Here is a 16,587-nt window from a genome sequence, read left to right as displayed (position 1 = left end):
CTATTGCTCGAGCTGCGGCTTGCGCCTTGGCACGACCTGCTGAAGAACCTTTGGATTCAGCAGCAGGCTCGGTTTGCGGATCGGCTGGCACTGGCCATTGATCGGCCGCGCGCCCGGTGCGCATTCCAACCGTGGTTTGCGGCAGGCGCCGTCGCGCAGCTCTGTCCCACGCGGGCAGACGCAAACGCCACGCTTGTTGTGGATCTGACCAGGTATCGGGCACTCCACCACAACAGGCTTCTTGCGCCTGCAGGCATTGCCCTGCACTTCCGTGCCCCGCGGGCAGACGCAATCGCCGTTGGCGTCGTGGATCTGCCCGCGGATGGTGCACTGCTCCGGCTTCGGCTGGATTGGCCGGCAGGCACTATCCCTGACTTCCGTGCCCCGCGGGCAGACGCAATCGCCAGCGGCATTGTGGATCTGACCACGAATGGTGCACTGCTCCGGCTTCGGCTGGATTGGCCGGCAGGCATTGCCCCTGACTTCCGTACCCCGCGGGCAGACGCAATCGCCAGCGGCGTCGTGGATCTGGCCACGGATGGTGCACTGCTCGGGCCTTGGCTGGATTGGCCGGCAGGCATTGCCTCTGACTTCGGTGCCCCGCGGGCAGACGCAATCGCCGGCAGCGTCGTGGATCTGGCCACGGATGGTGCACTGCTCGGGCTGCGGCTTGCTGCCCACGCAAGCGCCGTTCTCCAGCTCGGTTCCGCGCGGACAGACGCAGCGTCCGTCTTCGGTACGGATCTGGCCTTTGAGCAGAACGCAAGGTTTTGGCTTCGGCACGATGACCGTGCCGCTCCCGGACGAGCATTGGCCATTGCGGAAGGTCGTGCCGGGCGGGCAGACGCAGTTGCCGACGTCGTTCATGACGAAGCCTGCCGAGCATTCCTTCTTCATCTCATTCCTGATGGTGAAGGGATGGCAGGCATAGGCCTTGCCGCGATCACCCTGCACGTTGGCCGCACCGCGGGACAACACGTCGCCACCGCCTTGCACCGGCGTGTTCGGAGAGAGCACGCCGACGCAGTTCTGGCCGTTTACAGTGCCCTGCAGATTGGCCAGACGGCCGTCGTCGGGAATGGTCACGGTCACTTTGTGCACGTGGCTTTCCCCCGCGCCGAGCGTCAGTTGGGCGATGCAGGACACAGGCAAGGTTGCCGGCTCCGGCGAGCAGCCGAAGGGCGGATCGATCGAGGTGATCGCAACGCCCTCCAGCCGGCCGAGGCCTTCGACGCCGATGGCATCGCCGATGCGAACCGGGCCGGAGAAGGCGCTCGCGCCATCGTTCGTGATGGTGATCTCGAACGAGCAGGGCTGGCCGGGCTTGCACTCGGCGTCGCCGGTCTTCTCGACGCGGATGGTCGAGGCGCCGCCGCCCTTGGCGCAGGCCTGGCCGATCGGATAGACGATGTCGTCTCCCGGAGCCGGGCCGTAGGAGCCGCGTGCGCAGTTCTCGAATTCGCCGTTCGCGGCAACCGTCACGTCGAAATGGCGGCTGGTTCCAGGCGTCATAACAGCGCCGGGAATCTGGCAGGACAGTGTGTTGGCCGGAACCGGTCCGCAAGCCCATTCCGCGCCGTCTGGGGTGACGGCCTGGATCTGGACCGGCGCTCCGCCGGCTATCAGTGTCGCTGCATCGTTGATCCGCACCGGACCGGTCGGGGCAGTGGTGCCGAGGCTGATGACCGTAATGCGGCAGGAAACGACCGCAGCACCGGCCAGCGAACCATTGCACACCTTGGTGATGCGCAGGGCCGGCTGGCCGCCATTCGGATGACGGATGCGTTCCTTGGCGCAGGCCCTGTTATTGGTGATGTCGTTCTCACCGGGAATAGCCTTCACCTCGGCGCAGTTCTCGACACTGTCGGGCCGGTAGTTGGCCGGCATCACCGCCCTGACGAAGATCGGCGTCGAGGCGCCAGGCAACAGCACGATGCCGGCGTTGTCGCAGCGGAACTGGCCGGGGCCGTTCGGTCCGCATGTCCATGGCGGCGTCGGGCCGAAGGTCGAGGATGCCGGCGCGCCGCCCGGATAGGTATCGACGAGCGTCAGCGGCCCATTATAGGGGACGCTGCCATTGTTGATTATGTCGACCACGAAGGTGCAGACGCCATCGGCCGAACAGAATTCGGTGCGGGCGCGCTTCTTCAGGATCAGGTCGACCTTCTTCTCCACCGGCGGCCGGCAGTCGCGGTCACGATCGCCACGCCGGCAGACCGGGATCGAAGCACAGCCGCGATCGTTTTGCTGGCTGCCGAAAAGCGGCTTGCCGCTGGCGCCGTAATTGTAAGTGGCGCAGTTGCGCAAGACGCTGCCTCGCCAGCCTGCGGCCGGCTTGAAGCCGAGCTTGAGGTCGACAGAGGCACCCGGATTGAGCGTGGTCACCGGATGAGTGCAAATCATCGGGGTGGTTCCAGGCGCGCAGACCCAAGGCGGGTTCGGCCCTGAATCGAGGGTGGAGCCGGCCGGCAGGGTGACTTCGTCGAGCACGATCTTGCCGTGGTAGGGTGCATCGCCGACATTGGTGACCCTGATGGTGAAGTCGCAGCCGCCGCCCATCGTGCAACGTTGCACGTCGGCGCGCTTTTCGACTTTCAGATCCGGTTCCTGGTCCTTCGGTGGGCAGCGCTGATCACGCGGGATGACGATATCGATGGTGTGCGTACAGCACAGGCCCCAGCCCTCCCTCGGGCCGGCATAGGTTTCGATACCGGTGACGATGATGTGGATGACGTCGCCGGGTGAAGCGCCGACGATCTTCCAATTGAGCACACCGCCGCCGGCCGGCACCAATTGCGTGTCGGGAATGATGGTGATGCCGGGTGTCGTCGTCGAAAGCTGCACCCATTTGCCGGCCATCTCTGGGCCGACCGGCATGTGGTAGATGAAGGCGCCGCCGCCGGGCAAGCAATCGACCGTGCCGCGCTCCACCTTGAAGCATTCCTTGCCGGGAGGTGGAGGCGGCGGGTTGCACCTGGTGACGTCGATCTTGATCGAGGTCTTTGCACCCGTGAGATAATTGCCGTCGTCCGGCTTGCCCGGATCCTGCGACGGGATTTCGATGCCGGCGCCGCGTTCGCGGCTCACGTTGACCACGCCCTGGTTGTGAACGATCGTCGGCGACGGAAACGCCGCATGGTCGATCTTGGCGGTGATCTGGAACGTGATGACGCGCTCGTTCGCAGCGCCGATGCCGTCGAGATCGCTGGCGGAAATCCGGAAATCGGACACCGTCGCGGTATCGTCCGGGCCAGCCGAACTGCTGATCGCAGCACCGGGCAGCGGTCCGCCGGACGCATCGGTGCCGTCGCCGGTCACATGCACGCCGACGACGCGCAGGCCGTGCGGGAGCTGGTCCCTGAAATCGAGCCTGACCTTTTTCAGCATGGCGGCGAGGCCCGGGCTGGCAAAACCCTGCGGATTGCCGCGCAAGCCAAAGCTCAGCGAATATACGACATAGTCGCAGCCTCTCTGGGTGCCTTTCTTGGTGAAGAAGGGCACGATCCGGCCCGGCTCCGGATTGACGGTGCGAGGATTGTCGAAATCGAGCCTGGGATCTGGAACGGCAGTGTAGATGCCCGCATCGGCAGGCTTGGTCTTGGCCGGAGCAAGGTCTTCAGCGAAGCCTTGCAGCGGACTCAGCATGGCGACCGCGATACCGGCCGCCATCAGCCAGCGCACGCCGCGCCTGGCGAGTGACAGGGGTTTCATGATGGTCTCCATGACGGATGATTGTTTGCCGGTTGATGGGCTGCTTGTCGCAGGCGGGAAAAATGCGAGATTGCTCATCTTCCCCTCCTCACGGTTCGCAGCTGACGGCTGGGGTTCTGAGCCGCAAGGTCATCTTGCAGCAAGGGTAGTAGCCACCCTTGTCGCTATCGGACTGCCTGTAGAAGCAGAGCCCGACATCGACCGTATCGCCAGGGTAATGGCCGGTGATGCCGATCGTGTATGGCGCGCCGGGCGCATGCGACAGAGGTGAAGTCACCCCAACGCCAGGCGTCCTGGACAGAGCCTTGATCGAATCGCCGCCAAAGCCGGCATGGTCATGGAGATAGAGATCGGCCTCGAGGCCGGGGGGCGTGCAGAAATACCTGACATCCTCGACATCAAGGCAAGGAGGCAGATTGCCGGGGGGCGGAAAGTCCGGCGGATAGAACGGTGGCAGATAGCCGCCCGGCACCTGCTCGTAATAGCCGGCACGGCCTTCGCAGGGGCGCCAGACCTCGACGTCGCCGACATGGCCTTCGACTTCCGGGTCTTCGAAATAATTGTCGAAGTCGACGAACCACGCGCCGAAAGGCGGCATGTTGGCCGGCTTGACCAGTGCCGTCGGCGTGATTTGCACGCCGTGCACGGCGAGCGGCCCGCCGGCTGCGAGTTGTTCGGCAAGCTCCGGGTTGTCGCGCAACTTGTCGCCGGTATCGACCAGCGTGTCGGTGCAGACGCCGGTATCGAGATTGCCTTCGGCATCGTAGCCATATTGCAGGTCGAGGCCGCCGGCCGACTGTCGGTTGTCTTGCGGGAAGCCGACCGCATATTCCTGCGGCACTTCCACCCAGGCCGATTCCGTCGCCGGATCGTCCGGATTTTCGCGCCAGTAGCGGATGACCTCACCCTTGCCGGAATCGGCGAACTGGCTGTAGTCGTAGCGGTTCTCCACCGGGCCGCGCTGGGCCAGGTACATGAAGCCCTCGTTGTCGAAGGCGATGTCGGTGACCGCGTAATCCTTGTCGGCCTTGACCGTCAGTTCCCAGCGCGGGTCGCCGGCGAAACTGCCGTCGCCGGCAACGCCCACCGACCAGATCTCCGCCTTATCACCGACCGAATAATAGAGCCGGCCGCCACGATAGGCGACCGACCAGACGCGGCGCTCGTCCTGCGTGTAGCCCCAGCTGTCGGGGTCCTCGCTGTCGAAGGCAGCACCCTGGATGTCAATCACCGAGCCGTCGTCGGCAAGGGCGGCAAGCCCGTGCGCCGGGCGGCCGGCTATGCCGTGGTCGAACGTGTCGAGCAGCGCGCCATTGGCGTCGATGCGGTGGATGAGGCCGGTGTCGAGATCGCTGGCGAAGAACTGGCGGTGGATATTGTCGAAAGTGACGTCGCCGATGCCGGGACCGCTATTGGCGTCGATATCGGCGAATTTCGAGACGGCGCCGGTGATGCCGTCGATCTTCCAGATCGTTCCGGAGCCGCCGCCGTTTTCGGTGCCGAACTGGCCGTCCATGAAGACCGCGTCAGCCGTGCCGCGGCGCTGCCGCTCCGGCCGGCCGTCGGCGTCGCCGTCTGGCGTGACTATGCGGATGCCGTGCAGCGACGTCGCGCCGGCATAGAGGTTTGGAATGGCCGATGGAACGCCGTCGCGCACGCCGTCGTCGTAGGTGATGCCGAACACCTGGCCGATTTGCCCGGCCGTGACCTCGAACGGTGGCGGGGTGAAGACCAATTGGCCAGACGCCGGCCCGCCCAGCCTTGAGACGTCGAAGATGCGCAAGGTCGCGCGCGCCGTGTCGATGAAGGTTTCGTCGACGGGATCGACGCCCGGCGGCAGGCCTTCCTCGAAATTGGGAATGATGGTGCCGGAGAATCCGGTCACTGCCATTGAGCCGGGATAGATGATCTGGGTTTCCTGAGCCTGGGCCGAGCCACCGAGCCAGAGCCCAGCGGCGAGCGCCAAGATCGACAATCCGCTGGCAGCCTGGATGGCGCGGCGCAAACGGCCGGCACGAGAGCGCACGAACGCGCCGTGGTCGCAAGACATGGATCTCCCCCCACAGGTCATGGGAGAAGCATCCGGTCCCGGCGCGCAAATCAGGGCAAGGCGCGGCGTTCCGGCACGTTCATCCCTGATCGAATTGTCTGCTTTCCTCAACGTCACGATACGCCTGCGTCCGCGCAGGGTCAACGGAACCAGCGAAAAGCCCAGCGCATCGACCCGGTCCCGAAGGCGATGGTCGCGCTGAGTTCCTGCTGTTCCCGGAGACCATGGAGCCTCTGGATCTGTGGTCATGGGGCTTTCCTTTCCGGGGCCGCACCACGCGGCACCTGAGCGTCAGTCGCGGGGCGAGGCGGAAAGGTTCATGGGCCGGGGGCCGGGCCGGCTGGATCACCGCCGGAAAATACGGGCCTGCCGGTCCCGAATCCGATCAACCGCGATGAAAGGTGAACGCCTTGCGCAGAATGCTTGCGCGCCACGCAGCCTGTTCTTATATACGCGCCAAGCCGTCCAGCGCCGAATGCCGGTTGCCGGAGCGGAATTTCTTGTGAACAGGGGCTTTCGTCGGAACGCCTGTACGGGTCCTGAGAGCCTGCTTAGCGGAGAGATTAGAGAAATGGCAAAAGTAATCGGTATCGATCTGGGAACAACCAATTCCTGTGTCGCCATCATGGACGGCAAGGAATCCAAGGTCATCGAGAATGCGGAAGGCGCGCGCACGACCCCTTCCATCGTCGCCATCAACAGCGACGGCGAGCGCCTCGTCGGCCAGCCGGCAAAGCGCCAGGCGGTTACCAATCCTGAGAACACCATTTTCGCGGTCAAGCGCCTGATCGGCCGCCGCTACGACGATCCGGTGACGGAGAAGGACAAGAAGCTTGTCCCCTACAAGATCGTCAAGGGCGACAATGGCGACGCCTGGGTCGAGGCCGGCGGCAAGAAGCAGTCGCCTAGCCAGATCTCGGCGATGATCCTGCAGAAGATGAAGGAAACGGCGGAGGCCTATCTCGGCGAGAAGGTCGAGAAGGCGGTCATCACCGTTCCGGCCTATTTCAACGACGCCCAGCGCCAGGCGACCAAGGATGCCGGCAAGATCGCCGGCCTCGAAGTGCTGCGCATCATCAACGAGCCGACGGCGGCCGCGCTTGCCTATGGACTGGACAAGAAGGAAGGCAAGACGATTGCCGTCTATGACCTTGGCGGCGGCACGTTCGATATTTCGGTGCTCGAAATCGGCGACGGCGTGTTCGAGGTGAAGTCGACCAATGGCGACACCTTCCTCGGCGGCGAGGATTTCGACATGCGTCTGGTCGAATATCTGGCAGCCGAGTTCAAGAAGGAACAGGGCATCGACCTGCGGAACGACAAGCTCGCCCTTCAGCGCCTCAAGGAAGCGGCTGAAAAGGCCAAGATTGAGCTGTCGTCCACCACGCAGACCGAGATCAACCTGCCCTTCATCACCGCCGATGCCACCGGCCCCAAGCACCTGACGCTGAAGCTGACGCGGGCGAAGTTCGAGAGCCTGGTCGAGGATCTCGTCCAGCGCACGATCGATCCTTGCAAGGCGGCGCTCAAGGATGCCGGCCTGAAGGCCGGCGAAATCGACGAAGTCGTCCTGGTCGGCGGCATGACCCGTATGCCCAAGATCCAGGAGATCGTGAAGCAGTTCTTCGGCAAGGAGCCGCACAAGGGCGTCAACCCGGATGAAGTCGTCGCGTTGGGCGCCGCTATCCAGGCCGGCGTGCTGCAGGGCGACGTCAAGGACGTGCTGCTGCTCGACGTGACGCCGTTGTCGCTCGGCATCGAGACGCTGGGCGGCGTGTTCACTCGGCTGATCGAACGCAACACGACGATTCCGACAAAGAAGAGCCAGGTGTTCTCCACGGCCGAGGATTCGCAGTCGGCGGTGACCATCCGCGTCTTCCAGGGCGAGCGTGAAATGGCCGCCGACAACAAGGCGCTCGGCCAGTTCGATCTGGTCGGCATCCCGCCTGCGCCGCGCGGCGTGCCGCAGATCGAGGTCACCTTCGACATCGACGCCAACGGCATCGTCAACGTCTCGGCCAAGGACAAGGGCACCGGCAAGGAGCACCAGATCCGCATCCAGGCGTCCGGCGGCCTTTCGGACGCCGACATCGAGAAGATGGTCAAGGACGCCGAGGCCAATGCCGAAGCCGACAAGAAGCGGCGCGCGCTGGTCGAGGCCCGCAACCAGGCCGAGGCGCTGGTGCATTCCTCGGAGAAATCTCTGAAGGAATACGGCGAGAAGGTTTCCGAGGCCGACCGCACGGCGATTGCCGATGCGATCGCGGCGCTGAAGACCGCTGCCGAAGGCGACGATGTGACCGAGATCGAGGCCAAGACGCAGACGCTCGCCGAAGTCTCGATGAAGCTCGGCCAGGCCATGTACGAGGCTTCGCAGAAGGAAGCCGCCGAGGCCGACGCCAAGGCTGATGCCGCCAAGGACAGTGACGTCGTCGATGCCGACTTCGAGGAAATCGACGAAGACGACGAGAAGAAGAAGTCGGCCTGAACCGCCTGACGGTACAGGTAAGGGAAAAAGCCCGGCGCACAGCCGGGCTTTTTTGCAACCCTTTGCCGGAAAAACGCTGAGCTGCCCGAAAAAATGCGGACAAAGCCTCGTAGACACTGGCATCGCGGCTCCATCACACCTAAATCGGAACAGCGTGCCGGCAAACGACGCAACGATGCTTCAAGACGTTGACTATCCGGACTGCGGGAAAACATGAAAGCTGATTTTTACGAAACGCTAGGCGTGCAAAAGGGCGCCGACGAGAAGGAGCTCAAGAGCGCTTTTCGCAAGCTCGCCATGCAGTTCCATCCCGACCGCAACCCAGGCGACCATGCCTGCGAGCACAAGTTCAAGGAAATCAACGAAGCCTATGAGACACTGAAGGACCCGCAGAAGCGCGCCGCCTATGATCGCTTCGGCCACGCCGCCTTCGAGCACGGCGGTATGAATGGCGGGGCGCAAGGCTTTGGCGCCGGCGGTTTCGCCGACATTTTCGAAGACATTTTCGGCGACATGATGGGCGGGCGCCAGCGCCGCTCGTCCGGCGGCCGCGAGCGCGGCGCCGACCTGCGCTACAATATGGAAATTACGCTGGAAGAGGCATTTTCCGGCAAGACCGCGCAGATTCGGGTGCCAGCCTCGATCTCCTGCTCGGAATGCTCGGGCAGCGGCGCCAAGCCTGGCACCCAGCCCGTCACCTGCTCGATGTGCAACGGCCACGGCAAGGTGCGCGCCACGCAAGGCTTCTTCTCGATCGAGCGCACCTGCCCGCAATGCCAGGGGCGCGGCCAGACCATCAAGGATCCGTGCCCGAAATGCGCCGGCCAGGGCCGTGTCACCGAGGAGCGCTCGCTGTCGGTAAACATCCCTGCCGGCATCGAGGATGGCACCCGCATCCGGCTGGCCAATGAGGGCGAGGCCGGCCTGCGCGGCGGCCCGTCGGGCGATCTCTACATCTTCCTCGCGGTCAAGCCGCACGAATTCTTCCAGCGCGACGGGGCCGATCTTTATTGCAAGGTGCCGATCTCGATGACGACGGCAGCGCTTGGCGGCTCGTTCGAGGTGACGACACTGGACGGTACCCAGACGAAGGTGAAGGTGCCGGAAGGCACCCAGAACGGTCGCCAGTTCCGCCTCAAGGGCAAGGGCATGCCGGTGCTGCGCCAGCCCAATATCGGCGACCTCTACATCCAGACCGTGGTTGAGACGCCGCAGAACCTTTCGCGCCGTCAGCGCGAATTGCTGGAGGAATTCGAGCAGCTTTCCTCAAAGGACAATTCGCCTCAGTCGAGCGGATTTTTCGCCCGCATGAAAGACTTTTTCGAAACGTTCGGCGAGCACTGAAGCTGATCCCTGGAAAACGCTTCCCGAGCGTCATCAACACCTTATCCGGGGATTCGACTTGTCTTGCACCTCGTAACTGTTAAGTAGCATGCGAGGGAGCGTTGAGGAGGACTTTCGATGACGCGTAGTCCCGGACTGCGAAAGACGCTGGCGGAAAAGTTCGACGACGAGCTGAAGTTCTTCAAGGGCTGGATCGACAAGCCGAAGGCGGTCGGTTCGATCGTCCCGACCAGTTCCATCACCGCAGGCAAGATGGCCTCGATCGTCGATCCGACATCCGGCCTGCCGGTGCTCGAGGTCGGGCCCGGTACAGGCGTCATCACACGCGCCATCCTCGCCCAGGGCATAAAGCCTGAGAACCTCTACGCGGTCGAATATTCCACTGATTTCGTGCGCCATCTGCGCCAGCTTTATCCAGGCGTCAACGTCATCGAGGGCGACGCCTTCAATCTCGACGCGACGCTTGGCGACAAGCGCGACCTGATCTTCGATTCTGTGATATCGGGCGTGCCGCTGCTCAATTTCCCTGTCGCCCAGCGCATCGCCTATGTCGAGAGCCTGCTCGACCGTATCCCGGCGGGCCGGCCGATCGTGCAACTGACTTACGGGCCGCTGTCGCCGATCCCGCCGGGCCGCGGCGACTATACGGTCGAGCATTTCCATTTCGTCATCCGCAACATTCCGCCGACGCAGCTTTGGATCTACCGACGCGGGGCCGCATGAATTGAAGCGTTGGGTTTGAATAGCACTTGTCTTATACCCATCGGGTGACAAGGCAGACCCATGGCTGTGATCCCGAAAATTCTCGTCGTCGCCGGTTCGTTGCGCAGCGGCGCCTATAGCGGCAGGACCGCCGACGTGGCACAGAAGGAACTTGCCATGCAGGGCGCCGAGGTGACCCGCATCTCGCTCGCCGACTATCCGCTGCCGATCCTCGACCAGGATTTGGAAAAGGACGAAGGCATTCCCGAAAACGCCGTCAAGCTCGGCCGGATGATCGCCGCCCATGACGGGCTGCTGATCGCGACGCCCGAATATAACGGCTCCATTCCACCGCTGCTCAAGAACAGCATCGATTGGGTGAGCCAGCTGCGCAAGGATGGCGGCCGGACGTTCAGGCCGCTTGCCGGCAAGGTCGCCGGCCTCTGCTCGTCTTCCAACGGACCCTTCGGCGGGATACGCTGCATCAACCATCTGCGCGCCGTTCTGGTACGCTGCCGGATGGAGGTGGTGACACCGGAGTGTTCGGTGCCGGAGGGCGGCTACGCCTTCGACGACGAGGGCAACTTCCGGGACGAAAGACTACGCCAATCGATGGAGCACCTATGCCGAACGCTGATCGAAACCTCGCGCATGCTGTCGACGCGGATCGAGGCATGATCCCGGACGCCGCGCATGCCGACACGATGCAGGAACGGCTGATCGTCGGCCTCGACCTGCCGACGCTGAAGGAAGCCGAGAAAGCGGTGCGCGAGCTCGACGGGATCGTCTCCTTCTACAAGATCGGTTACCAGCTCGCCTTTGCCGGCGGGCTCGATTTCGCCCGCGAGCTGGCCAGCGGCGGCACTAGGATCTTTCTCGACATGAAGCTCCTCGACATCGATAACACCGTTGCCAAGGGGGTCGACAACATCGCCAGGATGGGCATGAGCATGCTGACCATCCATGCCTATCCGAAGACGATGAAGGCGGCGGTCGAGGCCGCGAGGGGCAGCGACCTTTGCCTGCTCGGGGTCACCGTGCTGACCTCGATGGACGAGCAGGACGTGATCGACGCCGGCTATGAGTATGATCCGCATACACTGGTGCTGAGGCGCTCCGAGCAGGCGCTGCATGCCGGCATGGGCGGCATCGTCTGCTCGGCCGAGGAAGCTGAGGCGGTGCGCCGCATCGTCGGCCCCGACCTGGCGGTCGTGACGCCGGGAATCCGGCCGAAGGGCAGCGACCATGGCGACCAGAAGCGGGTGGTGACGCCGGCGCAGGCGATCCGTAACGGCTCCAGCCATCTCGTCGTCGGCCGGCCGATCGTCGGTGCGGCCGACAGGCGGGCGGCGGCGGAAGCCATCCTTGACGAAATGCGCTCCGCGTAACATCCCCAAAACCATTTCGGAGAAATGCCATGCCCAAGGGATACTGGATCGCTCGCGTCGACGTGCGCGATGCGGAAGGCTACAAGGACTATGTCGCAGCTGCCAAACCGGCCTTCGACCGCTTCGGCGCCAAGTTCCTGGCGCGCGGCGGCGCGCATGAGAAGGCCGAGGGGCCGGGCCGCGACCGCAACGTGATCATCGAGTTTCCGTCGCTTGCGGCGGCGCATGACTGCTACCACTCTCCCGAATACCAGCGCGCCGTCGCGATCCGCCAGAAGGTGGCCGAGGGCGAAATCGTGCTGGTCGAGGGGATTTAGGCGAGAAGCCGGTTCGCCGCTGCCTCCGCCATCGCATCGGCGAGGCTCAAGCCCCATTGCTGGCGACAGTAATCGCGGAAATCGAAGCAGGGCAGGCCGGGGCAGACCTCGAACTCGATGAGGTGGACGCTGTCGTCGGCTTCGACCCGGAAATCGATGGAAAACACATCCCGCAGGCCAAGCCCGACCATCAGGCTTTCGGCGATGTTGCGGATCCTTGCATCAGCCAGAGGCTGGCTGCCGGCGACCGGCAGCAGCAACGGCTCGGCGTAATTTCCCGTGGCTTTGGCCGCTTCGCCGGTATTGCCGTAAAGCGCCAGGCTGTCCTGCATGGTCTGGAAATCGCCGCCTGAATCGACAAAGGCGATGCCCAGCGCCTCGACGCCGGTATCCGGCCTCAATCCGAGAAAACTGGCGCGCGCGTTGCGGCCGGCGACATAGGGCTGGACGACGACATCGTCGCGATAGGCGGCGAAGACGCGCCGGCTAAGCTCCAGCGCATGGCCGAGATCGTGGCAGCGCGAATCGGGCCAGATACCGATCTTGGCGCCGAGCCGGTTCGGCTTGACGAACCAGCCGGCGGGCGAAGCCGGCGGCGCGACCAGCCAGGCGCCGTCACGGGCAAGGCCCGCCTGCGGCACCGGCAAGCCGAACGCGCCGAGCACGGCGCCTGAACGGAACTTGTCCTGGCAGAGCGCGAAAAGCGCATCGTCGGCGCCGATCGCCTCCAGGCCGTTCAGCCGTGCCAGAGCTGGTGCCGCGCCGCCGCGGAAATAGGCGATGCCGTCGGTCAGCGTCCAGACTAGCGTGGTCTTCGGGTCCTCGCCGGCGAGAACGCTTGCGGCGTCGTCGAGCGCCACCGGCGCAAACGACGGGCCGCGCTTCTGGCAAGCGGCGGCAAGTGCGTCGAATTCAGCAGCGATATCGGTCGATTGCGCCAGATAGGAGGCAATTTCGGCGGCACGCTCCGGCACGTGGTTATCGGCAACCAGCCGATCGAAGCAAGCCTTTTCTGGCTCGTAGACAAGGATCAGCTTCGGCTTGCGGCTTGACATGATCGAACGATTTCCCGGCAGCACGATTGCTAAAGCAATTCCAGGAAAAGTGTGAAACGGTTTTCCGTCCGGAATTGCGTCAAAACAAAGAGATAGAGCGGTTCAGCGTTCCCGCGAAACGATGAACCGTTCTAGCATCGCACGGCGAGCGCATTCGGCTTTCGCGGAACCGACGTCAGCCGGACGCCTGCACGACAGCAACGGCGCCATCTTCCTGTTTGACCATGATCTTTTCCGAAAACCGGTTCCCACTTTTCGGGATCATGGTCAGCCAATCAGCACACGCGGCTCGAAGCGACCATTGACTGGAATGTCGAGCATAAATGTCATGCCGGCTTGCGGGTCGAGCAGGCGCTGCTTCTCGCTCTTGCCCGACCAGGCGGAGGTGACCGCCAGCCGGTCGGCATTCCTGCCGACGAAAGCCGGACAGGAAGGCTGCGTCGCCGGCATCGCCACCGAACGGACGAGCTTGCCGTCGGGTCCATAGGCTTCGACGACGCTGCCGCCCCAGCAGGCGTTCCACAATATGCCGTCACGGTCGAGCACCGAACCATCGATATAGCCCTTGGCCGAACGGTGGTCGACGAAGACCTTCGGTTCGCCAACCGGCAGGCCGGTCGCCGGATCGCAGCCGACGCGCATCAACAGCCCGGTGCTGGTGTCGGTGTAATAGGCGATCATCCCATCCTCGGAAAAGCAGATCGAATTGGGCACCGTGACGTCGGCATAGAGCCGGCGCAGCTCGCCCTTGAAGAACCAGTAGATCGAACCGGCGGCCTTCTCCTCGCCCTTGCCCATGGTGCCGACCCAGAGGGCGCCGCAAGGGTGAACGCGTGAATCGTTCGAGCGGGTGACCGTATTGTCGGCCTCGATCGGCGTGTGCAGCGTCAGCTTGCCGGTCGCGACGTCGCGGACATGCAGACCGGTCTCGGTGGCGATCAGCTGGCGTTGGTCGTCGATGATGCAGATGGCGCTGGCCATCTGACCGAGCTCGTGGATTTTGACGGCACCGCCCGACAGGCGCTGTTCGAGGAGCTGGCCGTTGACGATGTCGAACCAGTAGAGCGTGTCGGTGGCAGGGTCATAGCTTGGTCCCTCCCCGAGTTGGCAGACATGGTCGGAAAAAACCGAAACAATGGTCTCGCTCATCATGCCACTCCAAACGCCGCGTCCCAGGCCTGAACTGCGGCTTTCGCTCGCGCTGCCACTTCGTCGACGCTCATGCCCGGCTTGAACAGGCTGGAGCCAAGACCGAAGACGCTGACGCCGGCTGCCTTGTAGCCGGCAAAATCCTTATCCGAAACGCCGCCGACCGCGCCGACCAGCACACTGGCCGGCAGCACCGCGCGCATCGCCGAAATGCCCGCCGCGCCAAGCACGCTCGCCGGGAAGAATTTCAGTGCCGAGGCGCCGAGCCGGATTGCTTGAAATGCCTCGGTCGGCGTGAACACGCCGGGCATCGTCACCATGCCGTAGTGCATGGCACGGCCCATGACCTCGGCATCGATATTGGGGCTGACCAGCAGCCGCCCGCCGGCCTTGTGCAGGCCGTCGACATCGGCGGCGCTGAGCACCGTGCCGGCACCGACCAAGGCTGTTGGAGGAAGCGCTCCGACAATGCTGGCGATGGAGGCGTAAGGATCGGGCGAGTTGAGCGGCACCTCGATCGCTTCGATACCGGCGCCGAAGATCGCCTGGCCGATCGCCACCGCCTCGCTTGGCTTGAGGCCACGCAGGATGGCGACCAGACCCCGCTCGAGCTTTGGAAAAGGTGCGGTCTCTGTCATGCGGCAACTCCATTTCCGGCGATCATGCCATTTTCGCGCGCGGCTTCGGCAAGACCGGCACGCACCGCCTCGTCGGCGTCGACCACCCTGACCGCGAGCCCGGCAAGGCCGAGCGCGTCGGCATAGAGCGTGCCAAGTGCGCCCGACGCGATCAGCACGACGGGCACGGCACTCGCCCCATAACGGCGATTTGCCGAAGCGATCTCGCCGCCGATCAGCAGGCCGGACAGGCACGCGGCGGCATCCTCGGGCTTCAGATCCTGCAGCAGGCTGGCGGCGCGGATCGAGAACAGTCTTGAACCGATGTCACCGCCTTCGGCCAACGCCTTCAGGCACCACTCCCGGAAAAATGGATTTTCGGCGGCAACCGGCTTCGGCGGCTCGCCCAGCGAATGGCGCAGGATCGAGTGCGCGGCCAGCACCGAAAACAGCTCGCCGGTCGGCCAGGTGCCGAAACCGGCAACGGCACCGTCCTCGACCAGCACCCATTTCGAATGCGTGCCAGGCATGCAGACGACATGGCGTCCCTTTGCCGGCAAACCGGCGCCGGCAAGCTGCGTCTCCTCGCCGCGCATGACATCCGGGGCGTCGGCCAGACGCTGGGCAAGGCCGGGCACGATGCGGATGTCGCGGCGCTGGCCGGGGATGCGGGCAGCGCCGGCGAGAATAGCGCCGATCGGCGCCGGCACGCTGACATAGGGCGCCTCCAGCCAGCCCTGGCGCGAACCGGCCATGCCGCAAATGATGACCGGCAGCGCCTCGGCTGCGCCCAGTGCAGCCAGATGCCCTTCAAGAATGGACGAAAATCCTTTAGCCTGGGCGGTGATCAGCCCGTCATCGCCGCGCCGCTCGGCGAGAACCTTGCCGGCGCCGTCGAGCAGCCAGACCCTCATACGGGTGGTGCCCCAGTCGACGGCCGCGACGGAAGCTGCCTTGCTCGATGAGATCACAGGAACCCCCCATCGACGATCAGCATCTGCGCGGTCAGCATGCGTGAGGCATCCGACGCCAGGAACAGCACGGTGCCGACAATGTCTTCCGGCTGCATCACCTCTTTGATGCACTGTTTGGCGACATGAGCGGCGAGCGCTTCTTCGGTGACCCAGAGCTTTCTCTGCCGCTCGGTGATCACCCAGCCGGGCGCGATCGCGTTGACACGGATGCCATCGACGCCGAGCTTGCCGGCAAGACCCTTGGTGAGACCGACGATGCCGGCCTTGGCGGCGGTGTAGGCCGGCATATCGGGATGGTTGATGAGAAACGACGTCGAGGTGAAGTTGATGATCGAGCCGCCGCCGGCCCGCTTCATGCCCGGCGCCACCGCCTGTGCGCTGAAGAAATGCGGGCGCAGGTTGATGGCATGGTTGTTGTCCCAGAACTCCACCGTGACGTCTTCGACGGCATGACGGTCATCCTGAGCGGCATTGTTGACCAGCACGGTCACGTTGCCATGCGCCTCGGCGGCTTTGGCGATTGATACCCGCAATGCCTCGATGTCGCGTATGTCGGTCTTGAGATAGAACGGCCGCCGGCCGAGCTCCTTGTCTAACCGATCGGCCAGCGCCAGGCTCGGACGGTCGGCGATATCGATGAAGGCGACCTTTGCCCCCTGGCGGACAAAACCTTCGGTCAAGGCAGCACCAATGCCGGAGCCGCCGCCGGTGATCAGCACCGAAGCGCCTTCGAGGTCGGCAAAGCGTGCCGATGGCATCATGAAATTCTCTCCCGGTCCAATGATCGCGGTC

At 64.1% G+C, this 16,587-nt stretch carries 13 protein-coding genes; 6 read left to right on the top strand and 7 right to left on the bottom strand.

The annotated features are described in order from the left end of the window. A complete protein-coding gene (locus tag NKJ32_RS18170; RefSeq protein ID WP_352828354.1) occupies positions 1 to 3,789 on the bottom strand; it encodes a DUF7929 domain-containing protein in 3,789 nt (1,262 codons plus the stop codon). A 10-nt stretch (positions 3,790 to 3,799) separates the two neighbouring features. Further along, positions 3,800 to 5,761 (bottom strand): hypothetical protein, encoded by a 1,962-nt coding sequence (locus NKJ32_RS18165; RefSeq protein ID WP_023679850.1) that lies wholly within the window; start codon positions 5,759 to 5,761, stop codon positions 3,800 to 3,802. A gap of 571 nt (positions 5,762 to 6,332) precedes the next feature. Here NKJ32_RS18165 and dnaK point away from each other — a divergent pair. The 6 genes from dnaK to NKJ32_RS18135 all read left to right on the top strand — a co-directional run bounded on the left by dnaK (position 6,333) and on the right by NKJ32_RS18135 (position 12,000). Continuing rightward, entirely contained in the window at positions 6,333 to 8,249 is a 1,917-nt protein-coding gene (gene dnaK / locus NKJ32_RS18160; protein WP_023679851.1) for a molecular chaperone DnaK, read from the top strand. 213 nt (positions 8,250 to 8,462) lie between these two features. Continuing rightward, a complete protein-coding gene (gene dnaJ / locus NKJ32_RS18155) occupies positions 8,463 to 9,593 on the top strand; it encodes a molecular chaperone DnaJ (RefSeq protein ID WP_023679852.1) in 1,131 nt (376 codons plus the stop codon). A 117-nt stretch (positions 9,594 to 9,710) separates the two neighbouring features. Beyond that, the gene (gene pmtA / locus NKJ32_RS18150; protein ID WP_023679853.1) at positions 9,711 to 10,316 is read left to right on the top strand and encodes a phospholipid N-methyltransferase PmtA; all 606 of its coding nucleotides are present in this window, start codon (positions 9,711 to 9,713) and stop codon (positions 10,314 to 10,316) included. 60 nt (positions 10,317 to 10,376) lie between these two features. Further along, complete coding sequence (locus tag NKJ32_RS18145; protein WP_352571544.1) at positions 10,377 to 10,973, top strand: NADPH-dependent FMN reductase; 597 nt, start codon at positions 10,377 to 10,379, stop codon at positions 10,971 to 10,973. Further along, positions 10,970 to 11,683, top strand: coding sequence for an orotidine-5'-phosphate decarboxylase (gene pyrF / locus NKJ32_RS18140; protein WP_023679855.1), 714 nt, complete (start codon positions 10,970 to 10,972; stop codon positions 11,681 to 11,683). Before NKJ32_RS18145 ends, pyrF begins: the two co-directional genes overlap by 4 nt. Positions 11,684 to 11,712: 29 nt before the next feature. Continuing rightward, positions 11,713 to 12,000 carry a DUF1330 domain-containing protein gene (locus NKJ32_RS18135; protein ID WP_023679856.1) on the top strand — a complete coding sequence of 96 codons (288 nt, stop codon included), beginning with the start codon at positions 11,713 to 11,715 and terminating at the stop codon, positions 11,998 to 12,000. On the opposite strand, the gene NKJ32_RS18130 is transcribed toward NKJ32_RS18135, so the two are convergent. From NKJ32_RS18130 to NKJ32_RS18110, 5 genes are all read right to left on the bottom strand, one after another. Further along, positions 11,997 to 13,055: a D-alanine--D-alanine ligase family protein gene (locus NKJ32_RS18130; RefSeq protein ID WP_031212748.1), complete on the bottom strand. Its 1,059-nt coding sequence runs from the start codon at positions 13,053 to 13,055 to the stop codon at positions 11,997 to 11,999. The two genes, NKJ32_RS18135 and NKJ32_RS18130, sit on opposite strands and share 4 nt — an antisense overlap. 267 nt (positions 13,056 to 13,322) lie before the next feature. Beyond that, a complete protein-coding gene (locus NKJ32_RS18125) occupies positions 13,323 to 14,204 on the bottom strand; it encodes an SMP-30/gluconolactonase/LRE family protein (protein ID WP_352828350.1) in 882 nt (293 codons plus the stop codon). Further along, a complete protein-coding gene (locus NKJ32_RS18120; protein WP_023679860.1) occupies positions 14,204 to 14,842 on the bottom strand; it encodes a 2-dehydro-3-deoxy-6-phosphogalactonate aldolase in 639 nt (212 codons plus the stop codon). Before NKJ32_RS18120 ends, NKJ32_RS18125 begins: the two co-directional genes overlap by 1 nt. Beyond that, on the bottom strand, positions 14,839 to 15,789 hold the full coding sequence (locus tag NKJ32_RS18115; protein WP_031212749.1) for a 2-dehydro-3-deoxygalactonokinase: 951 nt from the start codon (positions 15,787 to 15,789) through the stop codon (positions 14,839 to 14,841). Before NKJ32_RS18115 ends, NKJ32_RS18120 begins: the two co-directional genes overlap by 4 nt. Next, positions 15,789 to 16,556, bottom strand: coding sequence for an SDR family NAD(P)-dependent oxidoreductase (locus NKJ32_RS18110; protein WP_023679862.1), 768 nt, complete (start codon positions 16,554 to 16,556; stop codon positions 15,789 to 15,791). The genes NKJ32_RS18115 and NKJ32_RS18110 overlap by 1 nt, the downstream gene beginning before the upstream one ends. Positions 16,557 to 16,587: the final 31 nt, after the last annotated feature.

It is taken from the genome of Mesorhizobium sp. M0159 (genome assembly GCF_040322295.1).
Classification (GTDB): domain Bacteria; phylum Pseudomonadota; class Alphaproteobacteria; order Rhizobiales; family Rhizobiaceae; genus Mesorhizobium.
This window is presented reverse-complemented; position numbering and strand designations above follow the sequence as displayed.

What these genes read in the sequence shown, in the direction of transcription:
- NKJ32_RS18170 (WP_352828354.1), bottom strand. Translation starts at nt 3,789, where the DNA reads ATGAGCAATCTCGCATTTTTCCCGCCTGCGACAAGCAGCCCATCAACC.
- NKJ32_RS18165 (WP_023679850.1), bottom strand. Translation starts at nt 5,761, where the DNA reads ATGTCTTGCGACCACGGCGCGTTCGTGCGCTCTCGTGCCGGCCGTTTG.
- dnaK (WP_023679851.1), top strand. Translation starts at nt 6,333, where the DNA reads ATGGCAAAAGTAATCGGTATCGATCTGGGAACAACCAATTCCTGTGTC.
- dnaJ (WP_023679852.1), top strand. Translation starts at nt 8,463, where the DNA reads ATGAAAGCTGATTTTTACGAAACGCTAGGCGTGCAAAAGGGCGCCGAC.
- pmtA (WP_023679853.1), top strand. Translation starts at nt 9,711, where the DNA reads ATGACGCGTAGTCCCGGACTGCGAAAGACGCTGGCGGAAAAGTTCGAC.
- NKJ32_RS18145 (WP_352571544.1), top strand. Translation starts at nt 10,377, where the DNA reads ATGGCTGTGATCCCGAAAATTCTCGTCGTCGCCGGTTCGTTGCGCAGC.
- pyrF (WP_023679855.1), top strand. Translation starts at nt 10,970, where the DNA reads ATGATCCCGGACGCCGCGCATGCCGACACGATGCAGGAACGGCTGATC.
- NKJ32_RS18135 (WP_023679856.1), top strand. Translation starts at nt 11,713, where the DNA reads ATGCCCAAGGGATACTGGATCGCTCGCGTCGACGTGCGCGATGCGGAA.
- NKJ32_RS18130 (WP_031212748.1), bottom strand. Translation starts at nt 13,055, where the DNA reads ATGTCAAGCCGCAAGCCGAAGCTGATCCTTGTCTACGAGCCAGAAAAG.
- NKJ32_RS18125 (WP_352828350.1), bottom strand. Translation starts at nt 14,204, where the DNA reads ATGAGCGAGACCATTGTTTCGGTTTTTTCCGACCATGTCTGCCAACTC.
- NKJ32_RS18120 (WP_023679860.1), bottom strand. Translation starts at nt 14,842, where the DNA reads ATGACAGAGACCGCACCTTTTCCAAAGCTCGAGCGGGGTCTGGTCGCC.
- NKJ32_RS18110 (WP_023679862.1), bottom strand. Translation starts at nt 16,556, where the DNA reads ATGATGCCATCGGCACGCTTTGCCGACCTCGAAGGCGCTTCGGTGCTG.